Source organism: Klebsiella sp. KP20-425-1, from assembly GCF_025813515.1.
Taxonomy (GTDB): Bacteria; Pseudomonadota; Gammaproteobacteria; order Enterobacterales; family Enterobacteriaceae; genus Klebsiella; species Klebsiella pneumoniae.
Window position 1 is genome coordinate 4,785,877 of record NZ_CP109614.1, and the last position, 21,930, is coordinate 4,807,806.

Below are 21,930 nucleotides of genomic sequence, written 5' to 3' on the forward strand. Positions count from 1 at the left end.
CTATAATTTCCCCCTCACTGATTGCTGACAGGGATTGATATGCGCGCGTTCTTCTGGGCTGCCTGGCTGGGCCTCTGCTCTACGCCCCTGCTGGCGGCTCCCCTGCAAGGTTTTTCCTTTGCACAAAAAGACTGGGAGCTCGCCTGCGATAATACCGGCGCCTGCCGGGCGGCGGGTTACGGCGTCCGCATGGGTGAGGTCAGCGTGCTGTTGACCCGCAACGCGGGCAGCGAACAGCACCTCACCGCCACGGTAACCTTTGCGCAAATCGAGCACGATATCCCCGCCGACTCCACCGCCAGCCTGCTGATCGACGACCGGGATTTTGGCGCGCTGGACGCTCTCGACGACAGCCACTTTCGCCTCGACAGCGATCAGACCACCGCCCTGCTACAGGCGTTAACGAATCAGCGCAAAATCGAATTCACCCTTAACGGCCAGCACCTGCCGCTTTCCAGCGCCGGCAGCCGCGAGGTGCTGGGTAAAATGGATGCGTTTCAGCGACGCACCGGCACCGCCGATGCGCTGCTGGATAAAGGCGATGCCGGCGACGATGCCATTTTGCCAGCCACTCCCGCCCCGGAAATTATCGCCGCCCCGGTTCTCCATAACGCGCAGCCAGTGCCGTTGAGTATGCTTCAGCGCCAGAAACTGCTGCCCATCCTGACGCCGCTGCTGAACCAGCGCTGCGACGACTGGCAGAATCAGGCCATTCCGGCGGCAGATCGCCAGATCACGCTGACCGCGCTGGATAAAACCCATTCTCTGGCGCAGGCGCTCTGCTGGCGAGCGCCCTATAACGACGGTTACGCCCTGTGGCTGGTCGATAACGCCCAGTTGAGCAAACCGCGGCTACTCACTACCGAGGCCTCCAGCTACGCCGACGGCGCTATCGTCTTTTTGCACAAAGAACGGGGCATGGCCGACTGCGTCACCGGCGAGACGCGCGTTTGGGATGGTAAAACCTTTACCCCCAGCCTGAAGTACAGCACCGGTATGTGTCGGGAAATCACCCCGGGTGGCACCTGGATGCTGCCGACCTTTGTCAGCCAGGTGATCCCCAGGCAGCAGAAAGAGGCGGATAACCTGGCTCTGCGCACGTTGTATAACGCAGTGTTGAAAGCGCAAAAAAGCGATCCAGAATTGTCGCTGAATAAGGTCGCCGAGCAGTTTCCGTTAACCGGCCATATTACCGACTTCACGCTCACTTACGCCGACGATACGCTGATCACGACCAGTAAACCGTCCCCGGATATCAGCGATGATGAGTGGCAGGCGTTTCTGCGCTCCTCGATTAGCGCGGATTCAGAAAACGGCAAAGTCAGCTTTACCCTTATCGACCTCGACGGCGACGGCAAACGCGACCTGATCATCGACAGCTACGTGGGCGGCACCGGGCTCTTCAGCTACACCGGGGTGCTCAAGCGAGGTGATGATGATTTTGCCGCCGTCAACGGCAGCGACAGTGATAATGGTGATGATTTCGATGCCGGGGTGCCCGGCGCTCTCTTTTCCATTAATGGCCGCGGGGCTAACCAGTGGAACCACTGGGTCAAAATCAACGGCCAGGTGTATGCCCTGTGGTACAACGGCCAGTTTGGCGAAGATAACCTCTACCTGCTACGCCCGTTCAGCACCACCAGCCAGACGCCCGCGGTGACGGTTCGCTATCGCTATACGCTGAACAGCATCCGCTCCCCGGAGAAAGACCAGCCGCTGACCCCCAGCCTGAGCGACGGCGATAAAGCGGACCTGCTGCGCTCGCTGGAGGTAATGCAGGGCAGCCTGCTGAAAGACAGACCCGCCAGCGACAACGACGCGCCGATCTGCCCCATCCCGCCGGGCACCTCCGCTGACGAGGCGGATAACTACTACAGCGGCGTCGCCGTTAACTATATCTATGAGACGGTGGCCTATATTCCGGTCTGGCTGAACGGGAAGTGTTATATCGGCACCATTTTCAGCCATCATGGCGCCTATCGCCACGGCGTGGATGCGGAAATTACCCTGAGCTCGCCGCGTGAGGACGAGGAGGTCATTGGCGATTATCTCATCTCCGGACTACGCCACGTTATCGCCATTACCAGCGGCTGGAAAACCCGCGAGGGCGATAACGGCATGCAGTGAAGTTAAGCCAAAACGCGCCTTTGAACGCAGAATTGCCGCAAAGATAAGCAATCGATAAGTAATTTAAGAAATTTGGTTGACGGGGTGGGCGGATTACGGTTTAATGCGCCCCGTTGCCCGGATAGCTCAGTCGGTAGAGCAGGGGATTGAAAATCCCCGTGTCCTTGGTTCGATTCCGAGTCCGGGCACCACTATTTAAAGAACCCGCCCAAAAGGCGGGTTTTTGCTTTTCTGCATCCGGACTCTTCATCGAACTCCGTTCGATTATTCGCCGCACAGCGGCTCACCCCTTCGGGGCCAGCGCGGCAAGCGCGCTGTTCAACGCCTGCGGCGTTAGTCCGAGTCCGGGCACCACTATTTAAAGAACCCGCCCAAAAGGCGGGTTTTTGCTTTTCTACATCCGGACTCTTCATCGAACTCCGTTCTATCACCCGCTGCCTGGCGGCGCTGCGCTTGCGCGGGCCTACGCTGTTTGAACCAGCAGAGGACCCGCAGGCCGGATAAGGCATTTATGCCGCCATCAGGCACAACCGCGGGTACGGCGTCTGATGTGTATCGCCCGGCGGCGCTGCGCTTGCACGGGCCTACGCTGCTTGAACCTGTGGAGGACCCGCAGGCCGGATAAGGCATTTATGCCGCCATCCGGCACAACCGCGGGTACGGTATCTGATGTGTATCGCCCGGCGGCGCTGCGCTTGCGCGGGCCTACGCTGTTTGAGCCTGTGGAGGACCCGCAGGCCGGATAAGGCATTTATGCCGCCATCCGGCACAACCGCGGGTACGGTGTCTGATGTGTATCGCACGGCGGCGCTGCGCTTGCGCGGGCCTGGAGGACGAAGAAACGCCTGCTGGAGGGCCCGTAGGCCGGATAAGGCATTTATGCCGCCATCCGGCACAACCGCGGGTACGGCGTCTAATGTGTATCGCCCGGCGGCGCTGCGCTTGCACGGGCCTGGAGGACGAAGAAACGCCTGCTGGAGATCACTTAAGACCATTACGGCCAAAGCAGTACCATCGTAGTGAATCAGTTCCCAGTGGACAGCATGGACTGATGGAGATCCTGACAACGGCAGACGTAATCCTGGACAGGCTGCTGTATAAAACGCGCGCAGGGTGGTTCTGCAGGGTAAGTCGATGAGGAAAAGCTCGCTGGTAGTGGAAAGCGAGGGAAAAACAGGTTAAAAGCACTATAAAAAGTTAACGCATCCCGATTGATCGAACAGATGCGAAACACTGATCGAACTTCAATTCTAATCCATGATCGCTCAGAGCGGAATGAGCAACCAGATACACTAAAAGGATTTACCATGTCACAGCAATACACCAATGAACTGACCACTGATGTACTGGAACGGCTGCGTCAGCCGCCATTTACCGATGAGTTTCTGTCAGAACTTGAGCCACAGTCGCGTCAGTCACTCGTCGCAGAAATGGAATCAATGTTACAGCGCCCTGTTCTCCATATTTTCCGGGGTGCAACGATTGGCAGCCTGACCCGTCATGGTGGCGTGATCCGTGAGACATCCGGCAAAAGTACCCTTGACGGGCACTATTCTGCGCGGGTCGGAGATAAAGTTGTGTATCCGGATGGACGTGAGGCGACCATTATTTGCGGAGCCGGTAAAGGTCGGGTGATGCAGGGGGAATCGATGGCGCTCGTGGGCAGCATGCTGGATAACGGTGATGAAATCATTTCAACACCTCAGGGGTGTCAGATGTTTGTATTCCGTGAGGGCGATGCACTGCCGGATGGCTTTTTAACTGTGCCGGGAGATAAGCACTGATGGCGCTGGAAGGCTATTTTCTTTTCCAGGGAGATCGTACCGTCTGTGGCGGTAAAATTATCACCGGTGCTGAAGACACCGAATTTTTCGGGCGATCACAGGCGCGGGAAAGCGATAAAGTGACCTGCGGAAAACATCCGGGGATCTACCGTATTTGTGGTGGCATGGGCGACATGTACGAAGTAGGCGGTGTAAACCGCCAGCTAGCAGGCTCCATCGAAAGTTACAGCTCCTGCCCGTGTCGGGCGAAATTCATTCCGCAAGATTTGGATAACACCTACGAATATAACTGCAATGCCGGGCTGGCTGCCGAACGGGAGAGGGAAGCCAGCAGGAAAAAACTGAATGAGGCGAAGGCTAAAGGGCCTCAGCCAATGCCCCTTCCGGCGCTGATTTATGCCACGCAGAGGGCAATGGATGACTACGGCGCAAAGGACATGCACCACGGTGATCTGAGCGAGGAAGCACTGAAAGAGCGCTTTGGTCTGACGGATGTCTCGGCGAAAGTGAACCCGTATACGCTGACCCTTGTCCCACCAGCGCCCGCCAGTTCGTATGGTGTATTTTATCCGGGCAGCCTGACGGGAAGTACGCCGGTCGTGGTCAGCCGGGAGGAAAGTGTCCGGCTGATGTTTGATGAGTTCCGGGGACTTGCCAAGGTATTCTCCTTCCATGGCCCATATAAAAACATCATCACCGAAATGATTAATCATATGCAGGGGAACAGCGGCACACCGTACAGCAGCCCATTACTGGACAGGGCGCTGAAAGAGCAGATCCTGAATGACCATTCGAGTGATAGCTCGTTGTTGGGGATTAAAAGGGCCTTGGATGATGCTGTTAGCTACGAATATGGATTTCTTCCTCTCGGTAAAAAGGACGATTTATTCGACGGAAAGGGCAACTTTAAGGAAGTTAATAAAGCTGTTCTACCTAAATTTGATCGTCAGATCGATAAGACTAACGGGCTGGTGATTACCGTCCATGATACGTGGTCGACGCATATCACGCTCGAGTCACTGGAGGTGACGGGCGACAGCTACCGGGCGAAAGTACACTACCGGGTACAGGACCACTTCGGGCTTGATGACGCGGATATCCTGAACCCTGTTTTTCATCAGGGCCGAATTTTCCGGATCTGGTTTGTGCAGCAGCGCTATGTGAAATACGGCTATAGGCCGTTCATCACCGAGATGAATGCGACCGTGGAAATCAGCGGGAGGCGGGGTGAATAAGCGACTGATAGCGGGGGTTGTAGCGGCTGCGGTAGGTGGTTATCTACTATGGCAGTATCTGTCCCCGGTTGAGATTGTGGCAGTTCACGATGGAAATACGATTCTGGTCAGGCATTTTCCATACCTGAAAAGTCGTCAGATAGCCTGGTGGGAAGCCAATAAGGCCGTAATACAGGCGAAGTACGGGATTCCACACGAGGGTAAAGACGGCTTTTACCATGTATGGATTGTTGATTTTGGGGATGGATATCGCACGGAACCGGATGAAAACCTACTGTTTTCTACCGATGAGGTTTTTTGTTTTAACGACATCCCGACAGAGGATCGGTGTATTGATAGAAAGCCCCTTTTTGACGTTAGGTGGAGTAGGAATTACGGGCTTAAATATGAGTCGTATTAACGTAATTGTTAACGGCTGAACGTGACATCACAAGGATCTTCTTGAGATCCTTTTTTCATGCGTATTCTCTTGCTTTGAAAACGAAAAAACCGCCCAGCAATGAACTGACCCCATGCTCTTGCGCGGACCTACGGACGAATGTCATGGGTGGACCCAATGCCATTTGTAAGCAGGATAAGGCATTTATGCCGCCATCAGGCACAACCGCGGGTACGGTGTCTGATGTGTATCGCCCGGCGGCGCTGCGCTTGCGCGGGCCTACGCTGTTTGAACCTGTGGAGGACCCGTAGGCCGGATAAGGCGAAGCCGTCAGGCAAACGTCGTGAAGAAAGGCATTACTCGGCGGCCGTTTTCCCTTTGCCGGGCAGTCTGAATGCTTCGCCATAGGGCTTCGCAATGCCCATACGATATTGAGTCTCTTTCGCCGCCTGGTGGAGGTCGGCAAACTCCTCTTTCGGCGCCGGCGGACGTTGCGCCTTTTTCAGACACTGATTGCGATGGTGACGGATCCACTCTCGGTCCTCATCGTCCAGGCAACGCTGCATCACCTCAATCCATCTGGATGCCGCCCGACGGTAGAGGCCGCATGCCTCTAACCGCTCAGCAATACTGTCCCTTATTCTCATCCACCTCGCTCCTCTGATGCTTTCACGATATCTCATGGTATTCCGACGCGTGAGTCGGAATACCATGGTAGTGTTAATTTATGACAAAACTATTCCTGTGCGGCGCAAGGAATATATTCATTATAATAATCGCTGTGCATAGCAAACCGCATTGGCGGTAAATACTTCCAAAGAGCTCCGGAATTATATGCCGAATGCCATCATCGATACCGCCGGGTATCGACGGTTGTACCTATCAATATCTATTTAATTTATTAGATTTTCGTCAACAAATACCTTGCGATAACATCCATTCTCTGTACAGCGAAGCTTCATAACGAACGTTCGGTCTGCTCCAGCAGCTTATTTCGAAAGATAAATAAGCAAGCTTCATTAAAATTATCTAACCCCAACCGCTCATAAAGCGCAGTACGCTTGCGGTAAAGGCTTTTTAGTGACGTATTGAGATTGACGGCCACCTCCTCCATGGTCATCCCCGCCATGAGTAAACGTAACATTAACTGTTCAGACAAACTTAAGCGCAGATCGTCAAACCACTCTTTGGTCAGACGCTTGCTATTCATCTCCAGAAAAAGGCCAAATAATGTCGCCATATCCGCGGGTGATAATGACATGTTTAAAAACGATTTCAGGCTCAGTAAATGCTCTTCCCGATGGCGCATATCGAGGACGATACAACATATTCGCTTTCTGGATTTCGCCGCTGCCAGCACGAGATAATCGTAATGGCAAAGCGGCGAGCGGCTATCAACCAGCAGAGAGACTTCATCAACCTCATTATCTAAAATCGCTTTTCCGCTAGAATCTAACTGAATGATATCAGGAAAAAAATTCTTAACACCTTGAAAAAGATAGTAATCTTGGGTAACCAATATCATTAAAGTTGCCACAAATCGTCCCTTTAACATTTAATCAACAAATTCTCGTCAACCAGACGTTTTCCCTCCCCCTATGGAACGCTTCGCATGGCAGTGAAAATAACGAGACCTGTGATTTATCATTAGCGCGGCATCTGAATCTGGCTGTGAAAACCCTCCTTGCGTTCTGACAGGAAATAAACAGATTGATTATAAATAAAAAAAATCCACAGAAAAGATGCTTTTTTTGCTATTGAGAATTTTTGTCAGAAATCATCTTAAATATTGCCTAAAAAACTCTAACCCCAACTAAATATAAGTCACACCGCCATTTTGAAACAAAATTCCACCTGACTTTCTTTTTTATTTATATCAGTAGGTTAAAGAAATCAACTTGAACACTTCCGTTCGAATGAAGTCGATTTTACAGAATTATCTTAAAACGCAGACCATAATTTATCCATATTTATCGGTTGCCGTATCGGGTATAAATTACCCATTCATTTATCAACAGGAGATATGTTTATTAGTTTGCAATAGGTCATTCACCTGCAGTGCCAGTCAGCTAAATGGGACCATCCTCATCCTTTAACTCACCGTCAAAGGACGGTCGTGTTGTGCAATGGATTCTTGATGAACATATGGCAAATAGAAATGGAAAGATCACCTTATTCAAATACGTTATTGTTTAATCGCAACACGAAACTCTCGCTATCAATCGGCTTGCTTTTGCTCTTCCCGGCGCTGGTTCAGGGAGCGGATTCGCTCTATGACCAGCAAATCTTGCAAGCGCGCCAAGGCCAGTACGCCCCCTTTCTCAGTTACCTTCAGCAGTACCAGCTGCGGCATGCCTTAACCCCTTCTCAGGTGGCGGACTGGCTGCAGGTGGCCCTCTGGGCCGGTCAGGACGATGAAGTGGTGAAAGTCTGGCGACGCTACCAGGTCTATATGCCGATTCCCGCACGGGGCACCGCCGCCGCGGCGCAGGCCCTGCGCAACCAGAAGCAGTGGCAAACCTCGCTCACCCTCTGGCAGCAGGCGCTCAGCCAGGCCCCTGGCAGCGACGACTATCGTATCGGCTATATCAAAACGCTCGCCGATGCCCGCAAGGACGGCGAGGCGCTCAGCGAAGCGCGTCGCCTGGTGGCGGAGCAGGCGAGCGTTGCGCACCTGCAGACGCTCTCCTATGTCTACCTGCGGCTGGGCAAAAGCTGGGACCAGCTGTTGGTGGACACGCAGATCCTCGATCGTGAACCGCAAAACAAAACCGCGCTGGCCAGCCTGATGGCGACCCTGACCCGCAACCGGATTGATTCCCCTGCTCTCGGCCTGGCGAATAGCGTCGAACTGACGCCTGCGGAAAAGCGTAACTTGCAGTTGAACGCCGCCGCCGAACTGGTGCGCCTTGCCGATACCCCTTCCCGCGAAGAAAAGGCGCGTTACGCGCTGGCCCGCACAGCGCTCACGCAGTATGACGCGATGATCGCCGCCTGGCACCCCGACCCACAGGCTGCGCCCGACATCATCCGGGCGCGTATTGATCGTCTGGGCGCGCTGTACGCCAGCGCCGAGTACGCGCAGGTCATCCGCGAATACCAAAGCCTGATCGCCCAGCAGCAGACCGTTCCCGACTGGGCCATCGGCTGGGTCATCTCCTCTTTTATCGCCCTTAAGCAAATTGAGCCTGCGCTGACGCTTATCCACCAGCATCCTTCGTGGCTGACAAGCCAACAGAATGAGGAACACGAGCTTTTCTACGCTCTGCTGGACACCGGTCAGTACCCGGCGGCGCAACGGTATGTTGCCCGCCTCACCAGGAATGCGCCCTACATCCGTCGTCTCTACGGCTCGCCAACGCCGCAGCCGAACGACGACTGGCTCACCGCACAGTCGCTTAACGTGCACTATTTAGCGGCTACCAACGACCTGCCGCAGGCCGAAGCCCGAATGCAGCGCCTGGCGGCGACGGCCCCTGGAAACCAGGGCCTGCAGATAGACTATGCCGCCCTTCTGCAGGAGAGAGGATTGCCACGGGCAGCCGAACGCCAGCTAAAAGCGGCGGAATCTCTGGAACCCGCCAGCCTGCAGCTGGAGCGCCAGCAGGCCTGGGTCGCCCTCGATCTGCAGGAGTGGCGGCAAATGGATCTGCTGGCTGACGACGTCGTCGCCCGCTCGCCACGGGATCTGAACACCCAGCGCCTGGCCAGAGCGCGCGAGATCCATCATCTCTCCGAGCTGCGCCTGAGCGTTGGCAAAGGGCTGCATTCCGACAACCCGGTGAGCGGCACGCACGACCTCAGTTTTGAGACGGCGATCTACAGCCCGCCGCTAGCCGACAGCTGGCGGTTGTTCGGCGGGCACCGCTTCGCTGAAGGCAATTTTGAAGAGGGGAAAGGCAGCCGTCGCCAGCTGTTTGCCGGTATTGAATGGCGTCCGCGCGACTACTGGGGCGAGCTTGAGCTCTCCAGCGTCAATTTTCACGACGAGAACAAGCCCGGCGTCCGCCTTTCCGCCGCCCATGACGTTAGCGATCGCTGGCAGCTGGGCGGCGAACTGGAGCGGATTTCGCAGCAGACGCCGCTGCGCGCGTTACGCAACGGCGTCAGCGCCAACCGCGGCGAAGGCTGGCTGCGCTGGTCTCCAAACGAACGCCGGGAGTACCGCTTCAGCGCGGCCGCCAGCCGGTTTACCGATCGCAACCGCCGCCAGGAGTACACCCTCTCCGGTAAAGAACGCCTCTGGCAAACCCCATGGTTAACGCTGGATTTGCAGCCCGGTCTGTCGGCCAGCGCCAATAGCCGCACCGACACCGCCTACTACAGTCCGGCACGGGACCTCGCCGCCACCGCGGCGCTGGCCGTCGATCACACGCTTTACCAGCGCTATGACACCGTCTGGAGCCAGCAGTTACTGGCCGGCGGCGGCAGCTACTGGCAAAAAAATCACGCCGCCGGGGCGATCACGGTGCTGGGTTACGGGCAGCGCCTGCGCTGGAACAACGTCGTCGACACCGGGCTGATGCTGAACTGGGATAAGCGCCCCTACGACGGCAAACGTGAAAACAACCTCGCCATCACTCTTGATGCAAATATACGGTTTTAAGGATGACCATGCTGAACACGACCCTGCGCAACGGCCTGATGCTTCTCATCTGGCTGTGCCTTATCTTCAGCGTGCGTGCTGAGGAAGTCCCCTTCCTCGCCCCGCAGCAGCGCCCCCAACTGGAGGCCAATCAACCCTGGCCGGCGGATCGCTTTCTGGTGCTGGCCTACCATGACGTCGAAGACGATGCCGCCGACCAGCGTTATCTTTCGGTGCGCACCAGCGCACTCAATGAGCAGATCGCCTGGCTGCTGCATAACGGCTACCATGCGATTAGCGTTCAGGACATTCTCGATGCGCATTATGGCTTAAAGTCGCTGCCGCCCAAGGCTTTTCTCCTCAGTTTTGACGATGGTTACAGCAGCTTTTACACCCGCGTATGGCCGCTGCTTAAAGCCTGGAACGTCCCGGCGCTGTGGGCGCCGGTGGGCAGCTGGGTGGACACTCCCGCTGGTCAGCCCGTTAATTTTGGCGGCCTGATGACGCCGCGCGAGCGCTTCGCTACCTGGGAGATGGTGCGCGAGCTCAGCCGCTCGCCGCTGGTGGAGATCGGCGCTCATACCTGGGCCTCGCACTACGGTCTGCCGGCCAATCCGCAGGGCAGCCGCGAGCCTGCCGCCGCCAACCGCGGCTGGGATAAAACCACCGGCCGCTATGAAAGCGACGCGCAGTTTACCCGGCGAATGACAGATGACGTGCAGAAAGTGACGGCGAAAATCCATGAGGTTGCCGGGAAAACGCCGCGCGCCTGGGTGTGGCCCTACGGCGCCGCCAGCGGCAGCACCCTGACTATCGCCAAACAGCAAGGGTATCAGCTGGCGTTTACGCTGAACGACGGCCTGGGCAACGTGAAGGATCTGGACAATATTCCACGCCTGCTGATCGCCGGTAACCCGTCGCTCAAGGCCTTTGCCAGCGCCGTGACCCAGATTCAGGAAGCCGATCCTGTTCGGGTGATGCATGTGGATCTGGACTATGTCTATGACCCCAATCCCGTCCAGCAGGCAAAGAATATCGATAAGCTGGTGCAGCGCGTCTATGACATGAAAATCAGCCACGTCTTTCTGCAGGCCTTCTCCGACCCGCAGGGCGACGGCACGGTCAAGTCGCTCTATTTCCCCAACCGCTGGCTGCCGATGCGCGCCGACCTGTTTAACTTCGTCTCCTGGCAGTTGCAGACCCGCGGCAATGTGAAGGTTTATGCCTGGATGCCGGTGCTGGCCTTCGATCTTGCCTCAGATCTGCCGCGCGTTCAGCGCTGGGATCCGCAAACCGGGAAGGCGTTACTTGCCCGCCAGCCGTACGTCCGTCTGTCGCCCTGGGATCCCCGGGTTCGCCAGCAGATCACCGACATCTACGAAGATCTGGCCCGACACGCCAGCTTCAGCGGGATTCTGTTTCACGACGACGCCGTGTTGACCGATTTTGAAGACGTGAGCCCGGAGGCGGTCGCCGCCTGGCGGCAGACGGGTATGGCGCACGATGCCGCCCCGGTGCCCCAACGTCCGCAAGAGCGCCAGGCATGGATGCGTTTCAAAAGCCAAACCCTGACCCGCTTCACTCTGGATCTACGCCAGGCAGTGCAGGCCATCCGCGGCCCGCAGGTGAAAACGGCGCGTAATCTCTTCGCCCTGCCGATCCTGGAGCCGCAAAGCGAAGCCTGGTTTGCGCAGAATCTGGATGACTTCCTTGCCGCCTATGACTGGACGGTCCCCATGGCGATGCCGCTGATGGAGTCCGTGCCGATCGACGCCAGCCAGGCCTGGCTGACGCGGCTGGTGCAGGCCGTCGCCCGCCACCCGGGCGCGCTGAAGAAAACCATCTTTGAACTGCAGGCCAGAGACTGGAATCGACGCCAGCAAAACGCCATTCCCGACCAGCAGCTGGCGGACTGGATGCGTTTGCTGCGGCTGAACGGCGTCAAAAACTACGGCTACTACCCTGACGATTTTATTAACAACCAGCCTGATATCTCTCGTATCAGGCCGCAATTTTCTTCCTGGTGGTACCCTGACCATGACTGATCGCATTATCGCATTGTGCATTTTATGCCTCGTATTCGGGCTGCCGTTAGGTGTCGCAGCGGTATTTACCGGCGAGCTTATCCTCGACTTTGTCTTTTTCTGGCCGCTGTTTATGTCAGTGTTGTGGATCACCGGGGGTCTCTACTTCTGGTTTCAGCTGGAACGTCACTGGCCGTGGGGGGAGGATACCCCGCCGCCGACGCTGCCGGGCAATCCACTGATCTCGATCCTGATCCCCTGCTTTAACGAGGAGAAAAACGCCCGGGAAACCATCAGCGCAGCGCTGGCCCAGCGTTACGCCAATCTTGAAGTGATCGCGATTAACGACGGCTCTTCGGACAACACCGCCCAGGTGCTCCAGCAGCTGGCGCAGGAGGAGCCGAGGCTGCGGGTGATCCATCTGGCCGCCAATCAGGGAAAAGCGGTGGCGCTCAAAGCGGGCGCCGCCGCCGCCCGCGGCGATCTGCTGGTCTGCATCGATGGCGACGCCCTGCTGGACCGGGATACCGCGGCCTGGCTGGTCGCGCCGTTGATCCATTATCCGCACGTCGGGGCGGTCACCGGCAATCCGCGGATCCGCACCCGATCCACGCTGATCGGCCGCATTCAGGTTGGGGAGTTCTCGTCGATCATTGGGCTTATCAAACGGACGCAGCGGATCTATGGCCGGGTCTTTACCGTCTCCGGCGTAATCGCCGCCTTCCGGCGCCAGGCGCTGGCGGACGTCGGCTACTGGAGCCCGGATATGATCACTGAAGATATTGATATCAGCTGGAAGCTTCAGCTCCGCCACTGGGACATCTTTTTCGAGCCGCGAGCGCTGTGCTGGATCCTGATGCCGGAGACCCTCAAAGGGTTATGGAAGCAGCGTCTGCGCTGGGCCCAGGGCGGCGCCGAAGTCTTTCTGGTCAATCTGCGCCGCCTGTTTCACTGGCAGCATCACCGGATGTGGCCGCTGTTTCTGGAGTATGCCTGCTCCACGCTGTGGGCCTTTGCCTACGCGATCACCATTCTGCTGTTTATCCTCAGCCGCCTGATGCCGCTGCCTGACAATCTGGCGGTGCATAGCCTGTTTCCACCGGAATTCACCGGCATGCTGCTCGGCCTGATGTGCCTGCTGCAGTTCGTCGCCAGCCTGTATATCGAGCGGCGCTATGAGAAAAAGGTCGCCAAATCGCTGTTCTGGGTGATCTGGTTCCCGATGGTCTACTGGATGATCGGCCTGCTGACCACGCTGGTCGCTTTTCCGAAAGTGATGGTGAAACGTCAACGTTCCCGCGCGCGCTGGGTGAGTCCGGACCGGGGAAAAGGAAGCCTGTGATGAATGAAAATACGCTCATCTTAACCGAACATCGGGTGCTGCCCCGGCTGGTCGACGCCGGCTTAACGCTGCTGGCCTGGCTCGGTTTTCTGTTCTTTCTGTACGCCAATTTGCTGATGCAGTTCATCGCGCCGCCCTCTCCGCGCTGGGAATCGCTGATGGACTCCCTGAATACGGCGCTGGTGTATCTGCTGATTGCCGCGCTGAACGGCTGGCTGTTGATCCTCTGGTATCACTACAACCGGCGCCGCGCCCATACCCGGCGTCATACCGCGGTGCTCGCTCTGCGCGACGATGAGCTGGCGAGCAGCTTTAACGTCGCGCCGCAGATTATCTCGGAGATGAGCCGCTATAATTTGCTCACCGTTTACCACGATCAAATCGGGCAGATTATTGATTTAAAAAGCCACGCGTTACCGCCGCCGCAGGAAGAGAGCGATGACGCATGAGAGCAAGGCCGCCGTCGGCGGCCTGGACAGGTAATACGCCGGGGATTAGCCGCCGGCTTTTTTGATGGCGGCTTCCAGCGAGGCTTTGTCTGCCAGCCCCGGGAAGACGGTGATGCTGGCTTCCGTGGCGCCGGTGGTCGGCATCACGATCACGCCCGGCGTGCCGCTCAGACCAATCTCCTGCGCCAGATCGTTAATGCTCTGCAGCACCGGTTCGACGTCGGCGGCCTTCTTCGCATCAAAGCCGGCTTTCTTCGCCTGCTGCTGGATATCCGCCGTCGTCAGCTTGCCTTCGTTATGGCCGGTAGCGTAAATCCCGTTATGGTAGGCCAGATAGGCATCCGCCCCTTTCTGTTGATAGATCTGCAGGCCGGTTTTTGCCGCCTCCAGCGAGCTTTCCCAGCGGCCGCCGAAAATCGGCCACTCTTTGAAGGCGAAGCGGGTCTGCGGGTGCGCTTTAATCACCTGCTCCATCACCGGCGCCAGACGGCTGCAGTAGACGCACTGGTAGTCGAAGAATTCGATCACCGTGACTTTGCCGTTGGCCGGGCCGTAGGTCGGGGTATTTTTATCCTGGGTCAACACGGCGGCGTTCTTCAGCACCGCCTGAGTGGCCGCGCTGGCCTGCTGCTCAGCCTGAATTTGCTGCAGTTTCTGGCTCGCCTGCAGCAGGACTTCCGGGTGGGCGACCAGATAGTCGGCGGCGATTTTGCCGATTTTCGCCTCCTGTTCCGGGGTGAAAGTCGCCGGCGCGTCAGCGGCAGAGGCCATCGCCGGCAGTAAGACAGCGCTCAGCAGGGCGACAGAGAGGTATTTCTTGTGGCCAGACATAGTGGGGATCCTTGCGATAAGTGAACGGCAGGTGAGTCTGGGTGACAAAATATCACCCTTTTTCGCCGAAGCCTTGCCCAACGGCGCCTTGATTCGTAACTTTATTTTTCAGGCTCTCTCTTTCCCGCGCGATAGCGCAGGTCTGCGCCAGTGGTCAACGCGGCCCAGGCGGAGTACCCTGCGCAGCGGTTTTTCTTGCTCTTTTTTCAGGTGGTTTCTCTCGATATGTATGCATTTCTTCAACAATGGGACATGGCAGTGATTATGCTGCAGATTGTCGCCATCGACTTACTGCTGGGTGGCGACAATGCCGTGGTGATCGCCATGGCCTGCCGCAAACTGCCGCCGCAGAAACGCACCAAAGCGATCATCATCGGTACCGTGGGCGCCATCCTGGCGCGCGTTCTGCTGCTGGCGATCGCTTTGTATCTCCTGTCGCTGCCGTGGCTGAAAATAGTCGGCGCGCTGCTCCTGCTGTGGATTGGCATCAAGCTGGTCAGGAATGAGGAAGAAGAGAGCGAGGTTAGCAGCTCTGGCAGCCTGTGGCGCACCGCGATCACCATCACCGTTGCCGATGTGATTATGTCGCTGGATAACGTACTGGCGGTAGCTGCTGCGGGGAAAGGGCACATTGCGCTGGTCGCCCTCGGCGTGGCGATCAGCATTCCGGTTATTGTCGCCGGCAGCAAGCTGGTGCTGGTCCTGCTCACCCGCTTTCCCACGGTGGTGCTGCTGGGCGGGATGCTCATCGGCTGGATTGCCGGGTCAATGCTGGTCAGCGACCCTACCATTCGCCAGCTGTTTCCCAGCGCCGGCGAGGGCACCGCGCGCCTGGCTGGCGCCGTCGGCGCGCTGCTGGTGCTATTCACCGGATGGCGCCGCCGCCCACGGCCGCAGGCGAAGGACTAATCTTATCCACGGCGCCGTCGACCCCGACGGCGTCAAGTTTCCGCCACTTTTCTTCCCCGTCAGGGCGCATTTGCCCTACGCTTTATACTGACGCCTGTTCCAGGGAATATGTAACCACCGCACTGAGCATAGATGAGAAAAAATCATGGAATTGAAGGATTATTATGCCATTCTCGGGGTGCAACCAACCGACGATCTGAAAACCATCAAGACCGCCTACCGCCGCCTGGCGCGCAAATATCACCCCGACGTCAGTAAAGAAAACGATGCCGAAGCCAAATTTAAGGATCTCGCCGAAGCCTGGGAAGTCCTGAAAGATGAGCAACGGCGCGCCGAATACGATCAGCTCTGGCAGCATCGCAACGATCCCGGCTTCGGTCGCCAGCGACAGACCCACGAGCAGAGCTACAGTCAGCAAGATTTCGACGACATCTTCTCCTCCATGTTTGGCCAGCAGGCGCATCAGCGTCGTCGTCAACACGCGGCGCGCGGCCACGATCTGGAGATCGAAGTGGCGGTGTTCCTTGAAGAGACGCTGGCCGAGCAGACGCGCACCATCAGCTATAACCTGCCGGTGTACAACGTGTTTGGCATGATCGAAAGCGAAACGCCGAAAACGCTGAATGTGAAGATCCCCGCCGGGGTAGTCGATGGTCAGCGTATCCGCCTGAAAGGCCAGGGGACGCCGGGGGAGAATGGCGGCCCGAACGGCGATCTGTGGCTGGTTATCCACATCGCCCCGCATCCGCTATTCGATATTGTCGGTCATAACCTGGAGATCGTCCTGCCGCTGGCGCCATGGGAGGCCGCGCTGGGCGCGAAAGTGACGGTGCCCACCCTGAAAGAGAGCATTCTGCTGACGGTGCCACCGGGCAGTCAGGCAGGGCAGCGACTGCGTATCAAAGGGAAAGGACTCGTGAGCAAAACCCACACCGGCGATTTGTTCGCCGTTATTAAAATAGTGATGCCGCCAAAACCAGATGAAAAAGCGCGTGAGCTCTGGCAACAATTGGCCGCCGCCGAAGCCAGCTTCGATCCGCGTAAGACATGGGGGAAAGCCTGATGGCTACAGTAACAGTGACGTTTACCATTACCGAATTGTGCCTGCGTACCGGGGTGTCGGAAGAGGAGCTGACGGAGATCGTCGGCTTAGGGATGATTGAGCCACACCAGCCGCAGGCGGACACCTGGCTGTTCGACGACAGCGCGGTGACGATCGTGCATCGCGCGGTACGCCTGCGTAACGAGCTGGAGCTGGACTGGCCGGGAATTGCGGTGGCGCTGACCCTGCTGGATGAGAACGCGCGGCTGACCCGCGAAAATCGCCTGCTGCAGCAGCGCCTGGCGCGCTTCCTCGCCCACGGATAGGGGTGCCATCCCGGGTCGTGGCGTTCCGTCTTCGCGCCGGGTGGCGGCTACGCCTTACCCGGCCTACAAATGGCACTGGACCCACCATTACACTGGATCCGTAGGCCCGCGCAAGCGTAGCGCCGCCGGGCATGGCCCCAGCCAGGGAGCCGCCTGTATGCCGGGTGGCGGCTACGCCTTACCCGGCCTACAAACGGCACTGGGCCCACCATTACACTGGATCCGTAGGCCCGCGCAAGCGTATGGACTGCACCCCAAAAGTTGGACACCCAACTGAGTAAGGTGCAGTTTTATGGCTAAACCAAAGTATTCCCCTGAAACAAAACTGGCTGTGGTTAATCATTATTTGTCCGGTAAAGACGGAGAACAGAGTACAGCCGACCTTTTTGGTATTGAAAGAACATCTGTCCGTCGCTGGGTCAGGGCATGGCAGTTCCACGGTGCAGAAGGCCTGACTGCAAAAAATAATCATTATTCCGATGAATTTAAACTCGTGGTCGTCCGGGCGGTTATCAGTGACCGCCTGACGATGCGTGAAGCGGCTGCCCGGTTTAATCTCTCCGCAGAAATACTTGTCCGGCGCTGGCTCGACGTGTACAACGATGCCGGAGCGGAAGGTCTTTTAAACATGCAATGCGGACGGCCCGGACAAATGACAAAGCCAAAAAATATCCCACCACTGACAGATAAAGAGCTGGAAAAACTCTCCCCCGAAGAGCTCAGGGCCGAACTGCGTTATCTGCGGGCAGAGAATGCCTATCTAAAAAAGTTGAAAGCCTTGGTTCAGAGCGAAAAAAATGGCAAAAAGCCCTGATAATCAGTGAACTAAGGCATGAACACGCTCTGCGGGACCTTCTGCGGGCGGCCGGTATGTCCCGTAGCACGTGGTATTACAATATGAATGCACTGAAGCAAGGGGACAGGTATGCGGGTCTTAAAGAGAACATCAGGAAGATATACCACTATCACAAAGGTCGTTATGGCTACCGCAGGATCACGCTCGCACTGAGAAAACAGGGGCTGCGGATAAACCATAAAACAGTGCAGCGGCTGATGGCAGAACTGTCACTCCGGTCTGTGATAAGGGCGAAAAAATATCGTGCCTGGAAAGGGAGAACGGGCGAGGCCGCGCCCAATATCCTGAGCCGGAACTTCGGTGCGTCAAAAGCCAACGAAAAATGGGTAACAGATGTGACAGAGTTCCCGGTACAGGGAAAAAAGCTTTACCTGTCGTCAGTTCTCGATCTGTTTAACCGGGAGGTTATCGCCTACAGCCTGTCGGAAAGGCCGGTGATGGAGATGGTGAATACGATGCTGGACGGTGCGTTCCCGAAGCTCAGACCGGGAGATGCTCCGCTGCTGCACTCGGATCAGGGCTGGCATTACAGGATGAGGAGCTATCAGGAACGTTTAAAGGCGCATGGGATGACGCAGAGTATGTCGCGTAAAGGAAACTGCCTGGATAATGCAGTGATGGAAAACTTCTTCGGGACCCTGAAATCGGAGTGTTTTTATCTGAGGGAGTTCAGGAGTGTCAGTGCGCTAAGAAAAGCCGTAGAGGACTATATCCATTACTACAACAACGAGCGGATAAGCCTGAAATTAAAAGGCCTGAGTCCGGTAGAGTACCGAACCCAGGCTCTGAGAGCCGCTTAATATGAACCATCCAACTTTATGGGGTCAGTCCAGTAGCGCCGCCGGGCATGGCCCCAGCCAGGGGGCCGCCTGTATGCCGGGTGGCGGCTACGCCTTACCCGGCCTACAAACTAAGCGCAGCGCAAGCCGGGGAGTTTCCCGGGTCGCGCAAACCGGGAATAGCGCTTAATCCGGTAACGAACCGGCGAGATTACGCGCGGAGACGCTCTCGCTCACCGACGCGGGCGGCTCCGGCGCCTTAGCCGGGGCGGCCGCTGGCGCGGCTGCCGGGGCGGGAGAGGCCGGCTGGATTTCAAGGAACGAGGCCAGCATCTTACGCAGCGTTTCCGGTTTAGTATCTTCCGCCAGCAGCGCCGCCAGCATCGACGGTAAGCGGCTATCGACTTCCCCTAACGCCAGCCCCGCCAGCAGCGCGGTACGCGACATATCGCCGCGGTCGCCACGGTGATGGGCCTCAATTTTTGCGTCCGCGAAGCGCTCGCTGGCGCTGATATCCGGGCGCAGGTAAATCAGCACTTTTCTGCGATCCAGAGTCATAGACGCTCCTTAACCAATAATTTTCAGACCACGCACCAGGGCAAACTGCGGCTCTTCAGCCACCACGAAACGATCCTCGCGCAGACCCATCCGTTCACGAATGGCGTCGGCAACCAGCGGCGCGCCGCCGCCAATGACGATCGCGTGCGAATAGCCTTTAAAGCTATCGATGGCCGTCAGGACACGCGTGGTCAGACGTTCGATACTGTTATTGATCACCTTCTTCACCTCAGAAACCGCATCCGGATCGTTGATGTTGTCGGTCAGGTATTCTTCGTCGTGGCGATTGATGATTATCTGGTCGACGTTATAGTTGGAGGTGTCGGTATTCGCCCGGGCCAGCGCCAGCTTAACGGCGTCGGTCACCAGCGATACGCCCAGCTTCGGGTCGCCGTAAATGCGCGAAACCGAGGTCATCTGCCCGGCGACCATTGAAATATCCAGCGTGGTGCCGCCAAGGTCGATAATCAGCACCGAATGCGACGGTTTCAGCTCATCACACAGGCTAATGCCCGCCGGAATCGATTCCGGGCGCACGGTAACTTTAGTGATATTGAACACCACGCCTTTATTCAGTTTAACGTCGCGCAGCAGGCTCTTTTTCTTGCGCTCAATATTGTCGAGGCGATATTGCGCATCTTCATCATAAAATTCGGTCAGCGGCAGGGTGACCACAATTTCAACATCCTGTGGCTCAAGACCGCTGGTCAGCAGCGCGTGATGGACAGCGATGGAGTTCAACGGGCTGTATTGCCAGTCAATGTTATTGGTTGGGAGCGCATCGGGAGTGATCAGGTCGAATGAGTACTTTTCATCATCCACCGTGTAGTTAAAAGGCTTCCCCGAACCGAAGGTGGCAGACCAGCCGCGTTTAAAACTGTTGGGGCTGATATGGGTGAAAGTTTCGCCATCTTGCTCCCACAGCATTTTGATATTGGTTGAACCATCATCGATAAAAATGCGCATTGCATTGCTCCATCACTGAGACAAATAAGAGAAAAATGTAAGACCCAAAAAGAGTAGCAAGAGTTAAAAAGCAGCGCAAGAGCACGAAAAAGAGACAATTCTGAGTTTTATTTGAGAACAATCGGAGAAACAAACAGTCCAGAACGCTCAAAAAGAGAAATAATTGAGATAAAATAGAGAACTACAGTTTTCTCTTTCTGTCTTTTTAAGACACTGTTTTTTGCTCAAAAAGAGAGCATCCCTCCCCTCTTTCGTCAGCGGTTTTCGCACGCTTTTTACACCTGATTGGGTACCACAATCGGCCGTTCCGGCTCGACGTCATTTTCCGGTACCCGGCGATATTTATCCAGCAGGTGAATCTGAATCCGTCGCAGCATATCGCCATTCAGTTTGTAATAACGGAAATAGAGAAACAGCGTCAGAGCAAAAAAGAGCGTCGGCAGCGCAATCATAATCGCCTGCATCCCCAGCAGCGTGTGGGACGACTGCACAACATTCGGCACGTAACCGATGATACCCAGCACGATGGCGATAAACCAGGCCGCAAACGCCGAACCGGCTTTGACTACCAGCGTTTGAACGGAATAGGCGATGCTTTCGCAGCGGATATTCATCGTATATTCGCCATAGTCGACGGTATCGGCCACCATAATAACCTGCAGCACCCAGAACAGCGCGGTGCCGATATTCAACAGCACCCCGGCCAGCGAAATCAGCGCGATGTTGTAAACGCCGCCCAGCGCCATCAGCAACAGCACGCCGCAGCCCAGCACCGGCATGATCGAAGCACCCGCCCACAGAATGCGCCGCGACAGCCCTTTTACCAGTCGTGGGAACAGGATCAGCGTCAGCAAATTCGCCGCCCCGGCGTAGGACATGTAATACGGGAACATCTCCGCGCTGCCAATCACGTAGGTAAAGTAGTAAATCGCAAAGCCAGCGATAATGTTCGCCGCCGTGTTATAGGCCAGCGCCATGCCTAACAGGCAGGCCAGCTGATCGTTTTTATAGATCAGCGCCACCATCTGGCGCAGTGAGAGGTGGCTGGAGTCTTCGCTCACACCACTGTCGGAGGAGTAAACCTCATGCACGTTGCGCAGGGTGACGAGGGTGGAAACGACGAAGAAGGCGATCAGCACCAGAGTGAACATCTGAAAACCGAAACCGCGATCGGCGCCGCCGACGGCGTTGACGAACGGCAGCGTGACGCCGGCCGTGACAAATCCCGCCAGACTGGCGAAAAAGCGCGGGTAAGGCACCAGCTGCTCGCGTTCGCGTTTATCGAGGGTAATGGTCGGCACCAACGACCAGAACGGCACATCCATGATGGTGTAAGTGAAGCCCCACAGCAGGTAGGTTAGCCACACCCACGCCAGCAGCGCCCCGCCGCTGAAATGGTGGGCGCTGAACAGCATATACAGCATCACCGAGTTGGTTATCGTGCCGATCAGGATCCACGGTTTGAACTTTCCCCATCGCGACCGCGTACAGTTAACGATCCATCCCATAATCGGATCGGCTATCGCATCGAGGATCCTTGCCACCAGGAACAAGGTGCCAACCACCCCGACCGATAAGCCAACAATATCGGTGTAGTAATACATCAGGTACATGTAGACGATACCGATAGCGAAATCTTTACCAAAGGCACCAAATCCGTAGCTGAGCTTTGTTGTCATTGAAATACTCATAGGGTCCAGGTCGCTGTCGCCAGCGCCTCCTTTAGCGTTTGATAGAG

Annotated in this window: 21 protein-coding genes and 1 tRNA gene; 14 read left to right on the plus strand and 8 right to left on the minus strand. The window is 56.6% G+C overall.

Annotated features, from left to right (window positions below; genetic code table 11):
• Positions 1-39 precede the first annotated feature (39 nt).
• The 5 genes from OHJ17_RS23380 to OHJ17_RS23400 all read left to right on the plus strand — a co-directional run bounded on the left by OHJ17_RS23380 (position 40) and on the right by OHJ17_RS23400 (position 5,546).
• The gene (locus OHJ17_RS23380; protein ID WP_020325135.1) at positions 40-2,127 is read left to right on the plus strand and encodes a DUF1176 domain-containing protein; all 2,088 of its coding nucleotides are present in this window, start codon (positions 40-42) and stop codon (positions 2,125-2,127) included.
• A gap of 115 nt (positions 2,128-2,242) precedes the next feature.
• A tRNA-Phe gene (locus OHJ17_RS23385) sits at positions 2,243-2,318 on the plus strand.
• Positions 2,319-3,434: 1,116 nt separating this feature from the next.
• Positions 3,435-3,911: a PAAR domain-containing protein gene (locus tag OHJ17_RS23390; RefSeq protein ID WP_009484465.1), complete on the plus strand. Its 477-nt coding sequence runs from the start codon at positions 3,435-3,437 to the stop codon at positions 3,909-3,911.
• Positions 3,911-5,146, plus strand: a complete 1,236-nt coding sequence (locus OHJ17_RS23395) for a PAAR domain-containing protein (protein ID WP_023283142.1) — start codon at positions 3,911-3,913, stop codon at positions 5,144-5,146. Before OHJ17_RS23390 ends, OHJ17_RS23395 begins: the two co-directional genes overlap by 1 nt.
• The gene (locus OHJ17_RS23400; protein WP_009484467.1) at positions 5,139-5,546 is read left to right on the plus strand and encodes a DUF943 family protein; all 408 of its coding nucleotides are present in this window, start codon (positions 5,139-5,141) and stop codon (positions 5,544-5,546) included. The genes OHJ17_RS23395 and OHJ17_RS23400 overlap by 8 nt, the downstream gene beginning before the upstream one ends.
• 335 nt (positions 5,547-5,881) lie before the next feature.
• On the opposite strand, the gene OHJ17_RS23405 is transcribed toward OHJ17_RS23400, so the two are convergent.
• Positions 5,882-6,238 (minus strand): PerC family transcriptional regulator, encoded by a 357-nt coding sequence (locus OHJ17_RS23405; RefSeq protein WP_305953346.1) that lies wholly within the window; start codon positions 6,236-6,238, stop codon positions 5,882-5,884.
• Positions 6,239-6,366: 128 nt separating this feature from the next.
• On the opposite strand from OHJ17_RS23405, the gene OHJ17_RS23410 reads away from it, so the two are divergent.
• Entirely contained in the window at positions 6,367-6,489 is a 123-nt protein-coding gene (locus OHJ17_RS23410) for a hypothetical protein (RefSeq protein WP_004146686.1), read from the plus strand.
• Here the strand turns inward: OHJ17_RS23410 and OHJ17_RS23415 are convergent.
• On the minus strand, positions 6,484-7,050 hold the full coding sequence (locus OHJ17_RS23415; protein WP_002885396.1) for a helix-turn-helix transcriptional regulator: 567 nt from the start codon (positions 7,048-7,050) through the stop codon (positions 6,484-6,486). The two genes, OHJ17_RS23410 and OHJ17_RS23415, sit on opposite strands and share 6 nt — an antisense overlap.
• A 633-nt stretch (positions 7,051-7,683) precedes the next feature.
• Here OHJ17_RS23415 and pgaA point away from each other — a divergent pair.
• Genes pgaA through pgaD form a run of 4 tightly spaced genes read left to right on the plus strand, consistent with a single transcriptional unit; the run spans position 7,684 to position 13,925 of the window.
• Positions 7,684-10,131 carry a poly-beta-1,6 N-acetyl-D-glucosamine export porin PgaA gene (gene pgaA, locus OHJ17_RS23420; RefSeq protein ID WP_072196959.1) on the plus strand — a complete coding sequence of 816 codons (2,448 nt, stop codon included), beginning with the start codon at positions 7,684-7,686 and terminating at the stop codon, positions 10,129-10,131.
• 8 nt (positions 10,132-10,139) lie between these two features.
• Positions 10,140-12,155, plus strand: a complete 2,016-nt coding sequence (gene pgaB, locus OHJ17_RS23425) for a poly-beta-1,6-N-acetyl-D-glucosamine N-deacetylase PgaB (RefSeq protein WP_023283140.1) — start codon at positions 10,140-10,142, stop codon at positions 12,153-12,155.
• The gene (gene pgaC / locus OHJ17_RS23430) at positions 12,148-13,476 is read left to right on the plus strand and encodes a poly-beta-1,6-N-acetyl-D-glucosamine synthase (RefSeq protein WP_002885393.1); all 1,329 of its coding nucleotides are present in this window, start codon (positions 12,148-12,150) and stop codon (positions 13,474-13,476) included. Before pgaB ends, pgaC begins: the two co-directional genes overlap by 8 nt.
• A complete protein-coding gene (pgaD, locus tag OHJ17_RS23435) occupies positions 13,476-13,925 on the plus strand; it encodes a poly-beta-1,6-N-acetyl-D-glucosamine biosynthesis protein PgaD (protein WP_002885392.1) in 450 nt (149 codons plus the stop codon). The genes pgaC and pgaD overlap by 1 nt, the downstream gene beginning before the upstream one ends.
• 45 nt (positions 13,926-13,970) lie before the next feature.
• Here the strand turns inward: pgaD and OHJ17_RS23440 are convergent, their stop codons facing one another.
• The gene (locus tag OHJ17_RS23440; RefSeq protein WP_002885391.1) at positions 13,971-14,756 is read right to left on the minus strand and encodes a DsbA family protein; all 786 of its coding nucleotides are present in this window, start codon (positions 14,754-14,756) and stop codon (positions 13,971-13,973) included.
• Positions 14,757-14,981: 225 nt separating this feature from the next.
• Here OHJ17_RS23440 and OHJ17_RS23445 point away from each other — a divergent pair, with 225 nt between their 5' ends.
• Positions 14,982-15,665: a TerC family protein gene (locus OHJ17_RS23445; RefSeq protein ID WP_004199298.1), complete on the plus strand. Its 684-nt coding sequence runs from the start codon at positions 14,982-14,984 to the stop codon at positions 15,663-15,665.
• Here OHJ17_RS23445 and OHJ17_RS23450 read toward each other — a convergent pair.
• Positions 15,622-15,735: a hypothetical protein gene (locus OHJ17_RS23450; RefSeq protein WP_002885341.1), complete on the minus strand. Its 114-nt coding sequence runs from the start codon at positions 15,733-15,735 to the stop codon at positions 15,622-15,624. The two genes, OHJ17_RS23445 and OHJ17_RS23450, sit on opposite strands and share 44 nt — an antisense overlap.
• A 75-nt stretch (positions 15,736-15,810) precedes the next feature.
• Here OHJ17_RS23450 and cbpA point away from each other — a divergent pair, with 75 nt between their 5' ends.
• From cbpA to OHJ17_RS23465, 3 genes are all read left to right on the plus strand, one after another.
• Positions 15,811-16,728, plus strand: a complete 918-nt coding sequence (gene cbpA / locus OHJ17_RS23455) for a curved DNA-binding protein (protein WP_002885338.1) — start codon at positions 15,811-15,813, stop codon at positions 16,726-16,728.
• The gene (gene cbpM, locus OHJ17_RS23460; protein WP_002885324.1) at positions 16,728-17,033 is read left to right on the plus strand and encodes a chaperone modulator CbpM; all 306 of its coding nucleotides are present in this window, start codon (positions 16,728-16,730) and stop codon (positions 17,031-17,033) included. Before cbpA ends, cbpM begins: the two co-directional genes overlap by 1 nt.
• Positions 17,034-17,325: 292 nt before the next feature.
• Positions 17,326-18,689 (plus strand): IS3-like element ISKpn1 family transposase gene (locus tag OHJ17_RS23465; RefSeq protein ID WP_085955203.1). Its coding sequence is split into 2 segments (ribosomal slippage): positions 17,326-17,794 and positions 17,794-18,689, totalling 1,365 coding nucleotides; the frame shifts between segments, so codons are not numbered across the junction.
• 165 nt (positions 18,690-18,854) lie between these two features.
• On the opposite strand, the gene OHJ17_RS23470 is transcribed toward OHJ17_RS23465, so the two are convergent.
• The 4 genes from OHJ17_RS23470 to melB all read right to left on the minus strand — a co-directional run bounded on the left by OHJ17_RS23470 (position 18,855) and on the right by melB (position 21,883).
• Complete coding sequence (locus OHJ17_RS23470; protein ID WP_032413201.1) at positions 18,855-19,226, minus strand: plasmid partitioning/stability family protein; 372 nt, start codon at positions 19,224-19,226, stop codon at positions 18,855-18,857.
• A gap of 9 nt (positions 19,227-19,235) precedes the next feature.
• Positions 19,236-20,192 (minus strand): plasmid segregation protein ParM domain-containing protein, encoded by a 957-nt coding sequence (gene parM, locus OHJ17_RS23475; protein WP_032413200.1) that lies wholly within the window; start codon positions 20,190-20,192, stop codon positions 19,236-19,238.
• Between the two features lie 147 nt (positions 20,193-20,339).
• A complete protein-coding gene (locus OHJ17_RS23480; RefSeq protein WP_004146677.1) occupies positions 20,340-20,462 on the minus strand; it encodes a hypothetical protein in 123 nt (40 codons plus the stop codon).
• A gap of 5 nt (positions 20,463-20,467) precedes the next feature.
• Entirely contained in the window at positions 20,468-21,883 is a 1,416-nt protein-coding gene (melB, locus tag OHJ17_RS23485) for a melibiose:sodium transporter MelB (protein WP_032413198.1), read from the minus strand.
• Between the last annotated feature and the right edge of the window lie 47 nt (positions 21,884-21,930).

What these genes read in the sequence shown, in the direction of transcription:
- OHJ17_RS23380 (WP_020325135.1), top strand. Translation starts at nt 40, where the DNA reads ATGCGCGCGTTCTTCTGGGCTGCCTGGCTGGGCCTCTGCTCTACGCCC.
- OHJ17_RS23390 (WP_009484465.1), top strand. Translation starts at nt 3,435, where the DNA reads ATGTCACAGCAATACACCAATGAACTGACCACTGATGTACTGGAACGG.
- OHJ17_RS23395 (WP_023283142.1), top strand. Translation starts at nt 3,911, where the DNA reads ATGGCGCTGGAAGGCTATTTTCTTTTCCAGGGAGATCGTACCGTCTGT.
- OHJ17_RS23405 (WP_305953346.1), bottom strand. Translation starts at nt 6,238, where the DNA reads ATGGTATTCCGACTCACGCGTCGGAATACCATGAGATATCGTGAAAGC.
- OHJ17_RS23410 (WP_004146686.1), top strand. Translation starts at nt 6,367, where the DNA reads ATGCCATCATCGATACCGCCGGGTATCGACGGTTGTACCTATCAATAT.
- OHJ17_RS23415 (WP_002885396.1), bottom strand. Translation starts at nt 7,050, where the DNA reads ATGATATTGGTTACCCAAGATTACTATCTTTTTCAAGGTGTTAAGAAT.
- pgaA (WP_072196959.1), top strand. Translation starts at nt 7,684, where the DNA reads ATGGAAAGATCACCTTATTCAAATACGTTATTGTTTAATCGCAACACG.
- pgaB (WP_023283140.1), top strand. Translation starts at nt 10,140, where the DNA reads ATGCTGAACACGACCCTGCGCAACGGCCTGATGCTTCTCATCTGGCTG.
- pgaC (WP_002885393.1), top strand. Translation starts at nt 12,148, where the DNA reads ATGACTGATCGCATTATCGCATTGTGCATTTTATGCCTCGTATTCGGG.
- pgaD (WP_002885392.1), top strand. Translation starts at nt 13,476, where the DNA reads ATGAATGAAAATACGCTCATCTTAACCGAACATCGGGTGCTGCCCCGG.
- OHJ17_RS23440 (WP_002885391.1), bottom strand. Translation starts at nt 14,756, where the DNA reads ATGTCTGGCCACAAGAAATACCTCTCTGTCGCCCTGCTGAGCGCTGTC.
- OHJ17_RS23445 (WP_004199298.1), top strand. Translation starts at nt 14,982, where the DNA reads ATGTATGCATTTCTTCAACAATGGGACATGGCAGTGATTATGCTGCAG.
- OHJ17_RS23450 (WP_002885341.1), bottom strand. Translation starts at nt 15,735, where the DNA reads ATGCGCCCTGACGGGGAAGAAAAGTGGCGGAAACTTGACGCCGTCGGG.
- cbpA (WP_002885338.1), top strand. Translation starts at nt 15,811, where the DNA reads ATGGAATTGAAGGATTATTATGCCATTCTCGGGGTGCAACCAACCGAC.
- cbpM (WP_002885324.1), top strand. Translation starts at nt 16,728, where the DNA reads ATGGCTACAGTAACAGTGACGTTTACCATTACCGAATTGTGCCTGCGT.
- OHJ17_RS23470 (WP_032413201.1), bottom strand. Translation starts at nt 19,226, where the DNA reads ATGACTCTGGATCGCAGAAAAGTGCTGATTTACCTGCGCCCGGATATC.
- parM (WP_032413200.1), bottom strand. Translation starts at nt 20,192, where the DNA reads ATGCGCATTTTTATCGATGATGGTTCAACCAATATCAAAATGCTGTGG.
- melB (WP_032413198.1), bottom strand. Translation starts at nt 21,883, where the DNA reads ATGAGTATTTCAATGACAACAAAGCTCAGCTACGGATTTGGTGCCTTT.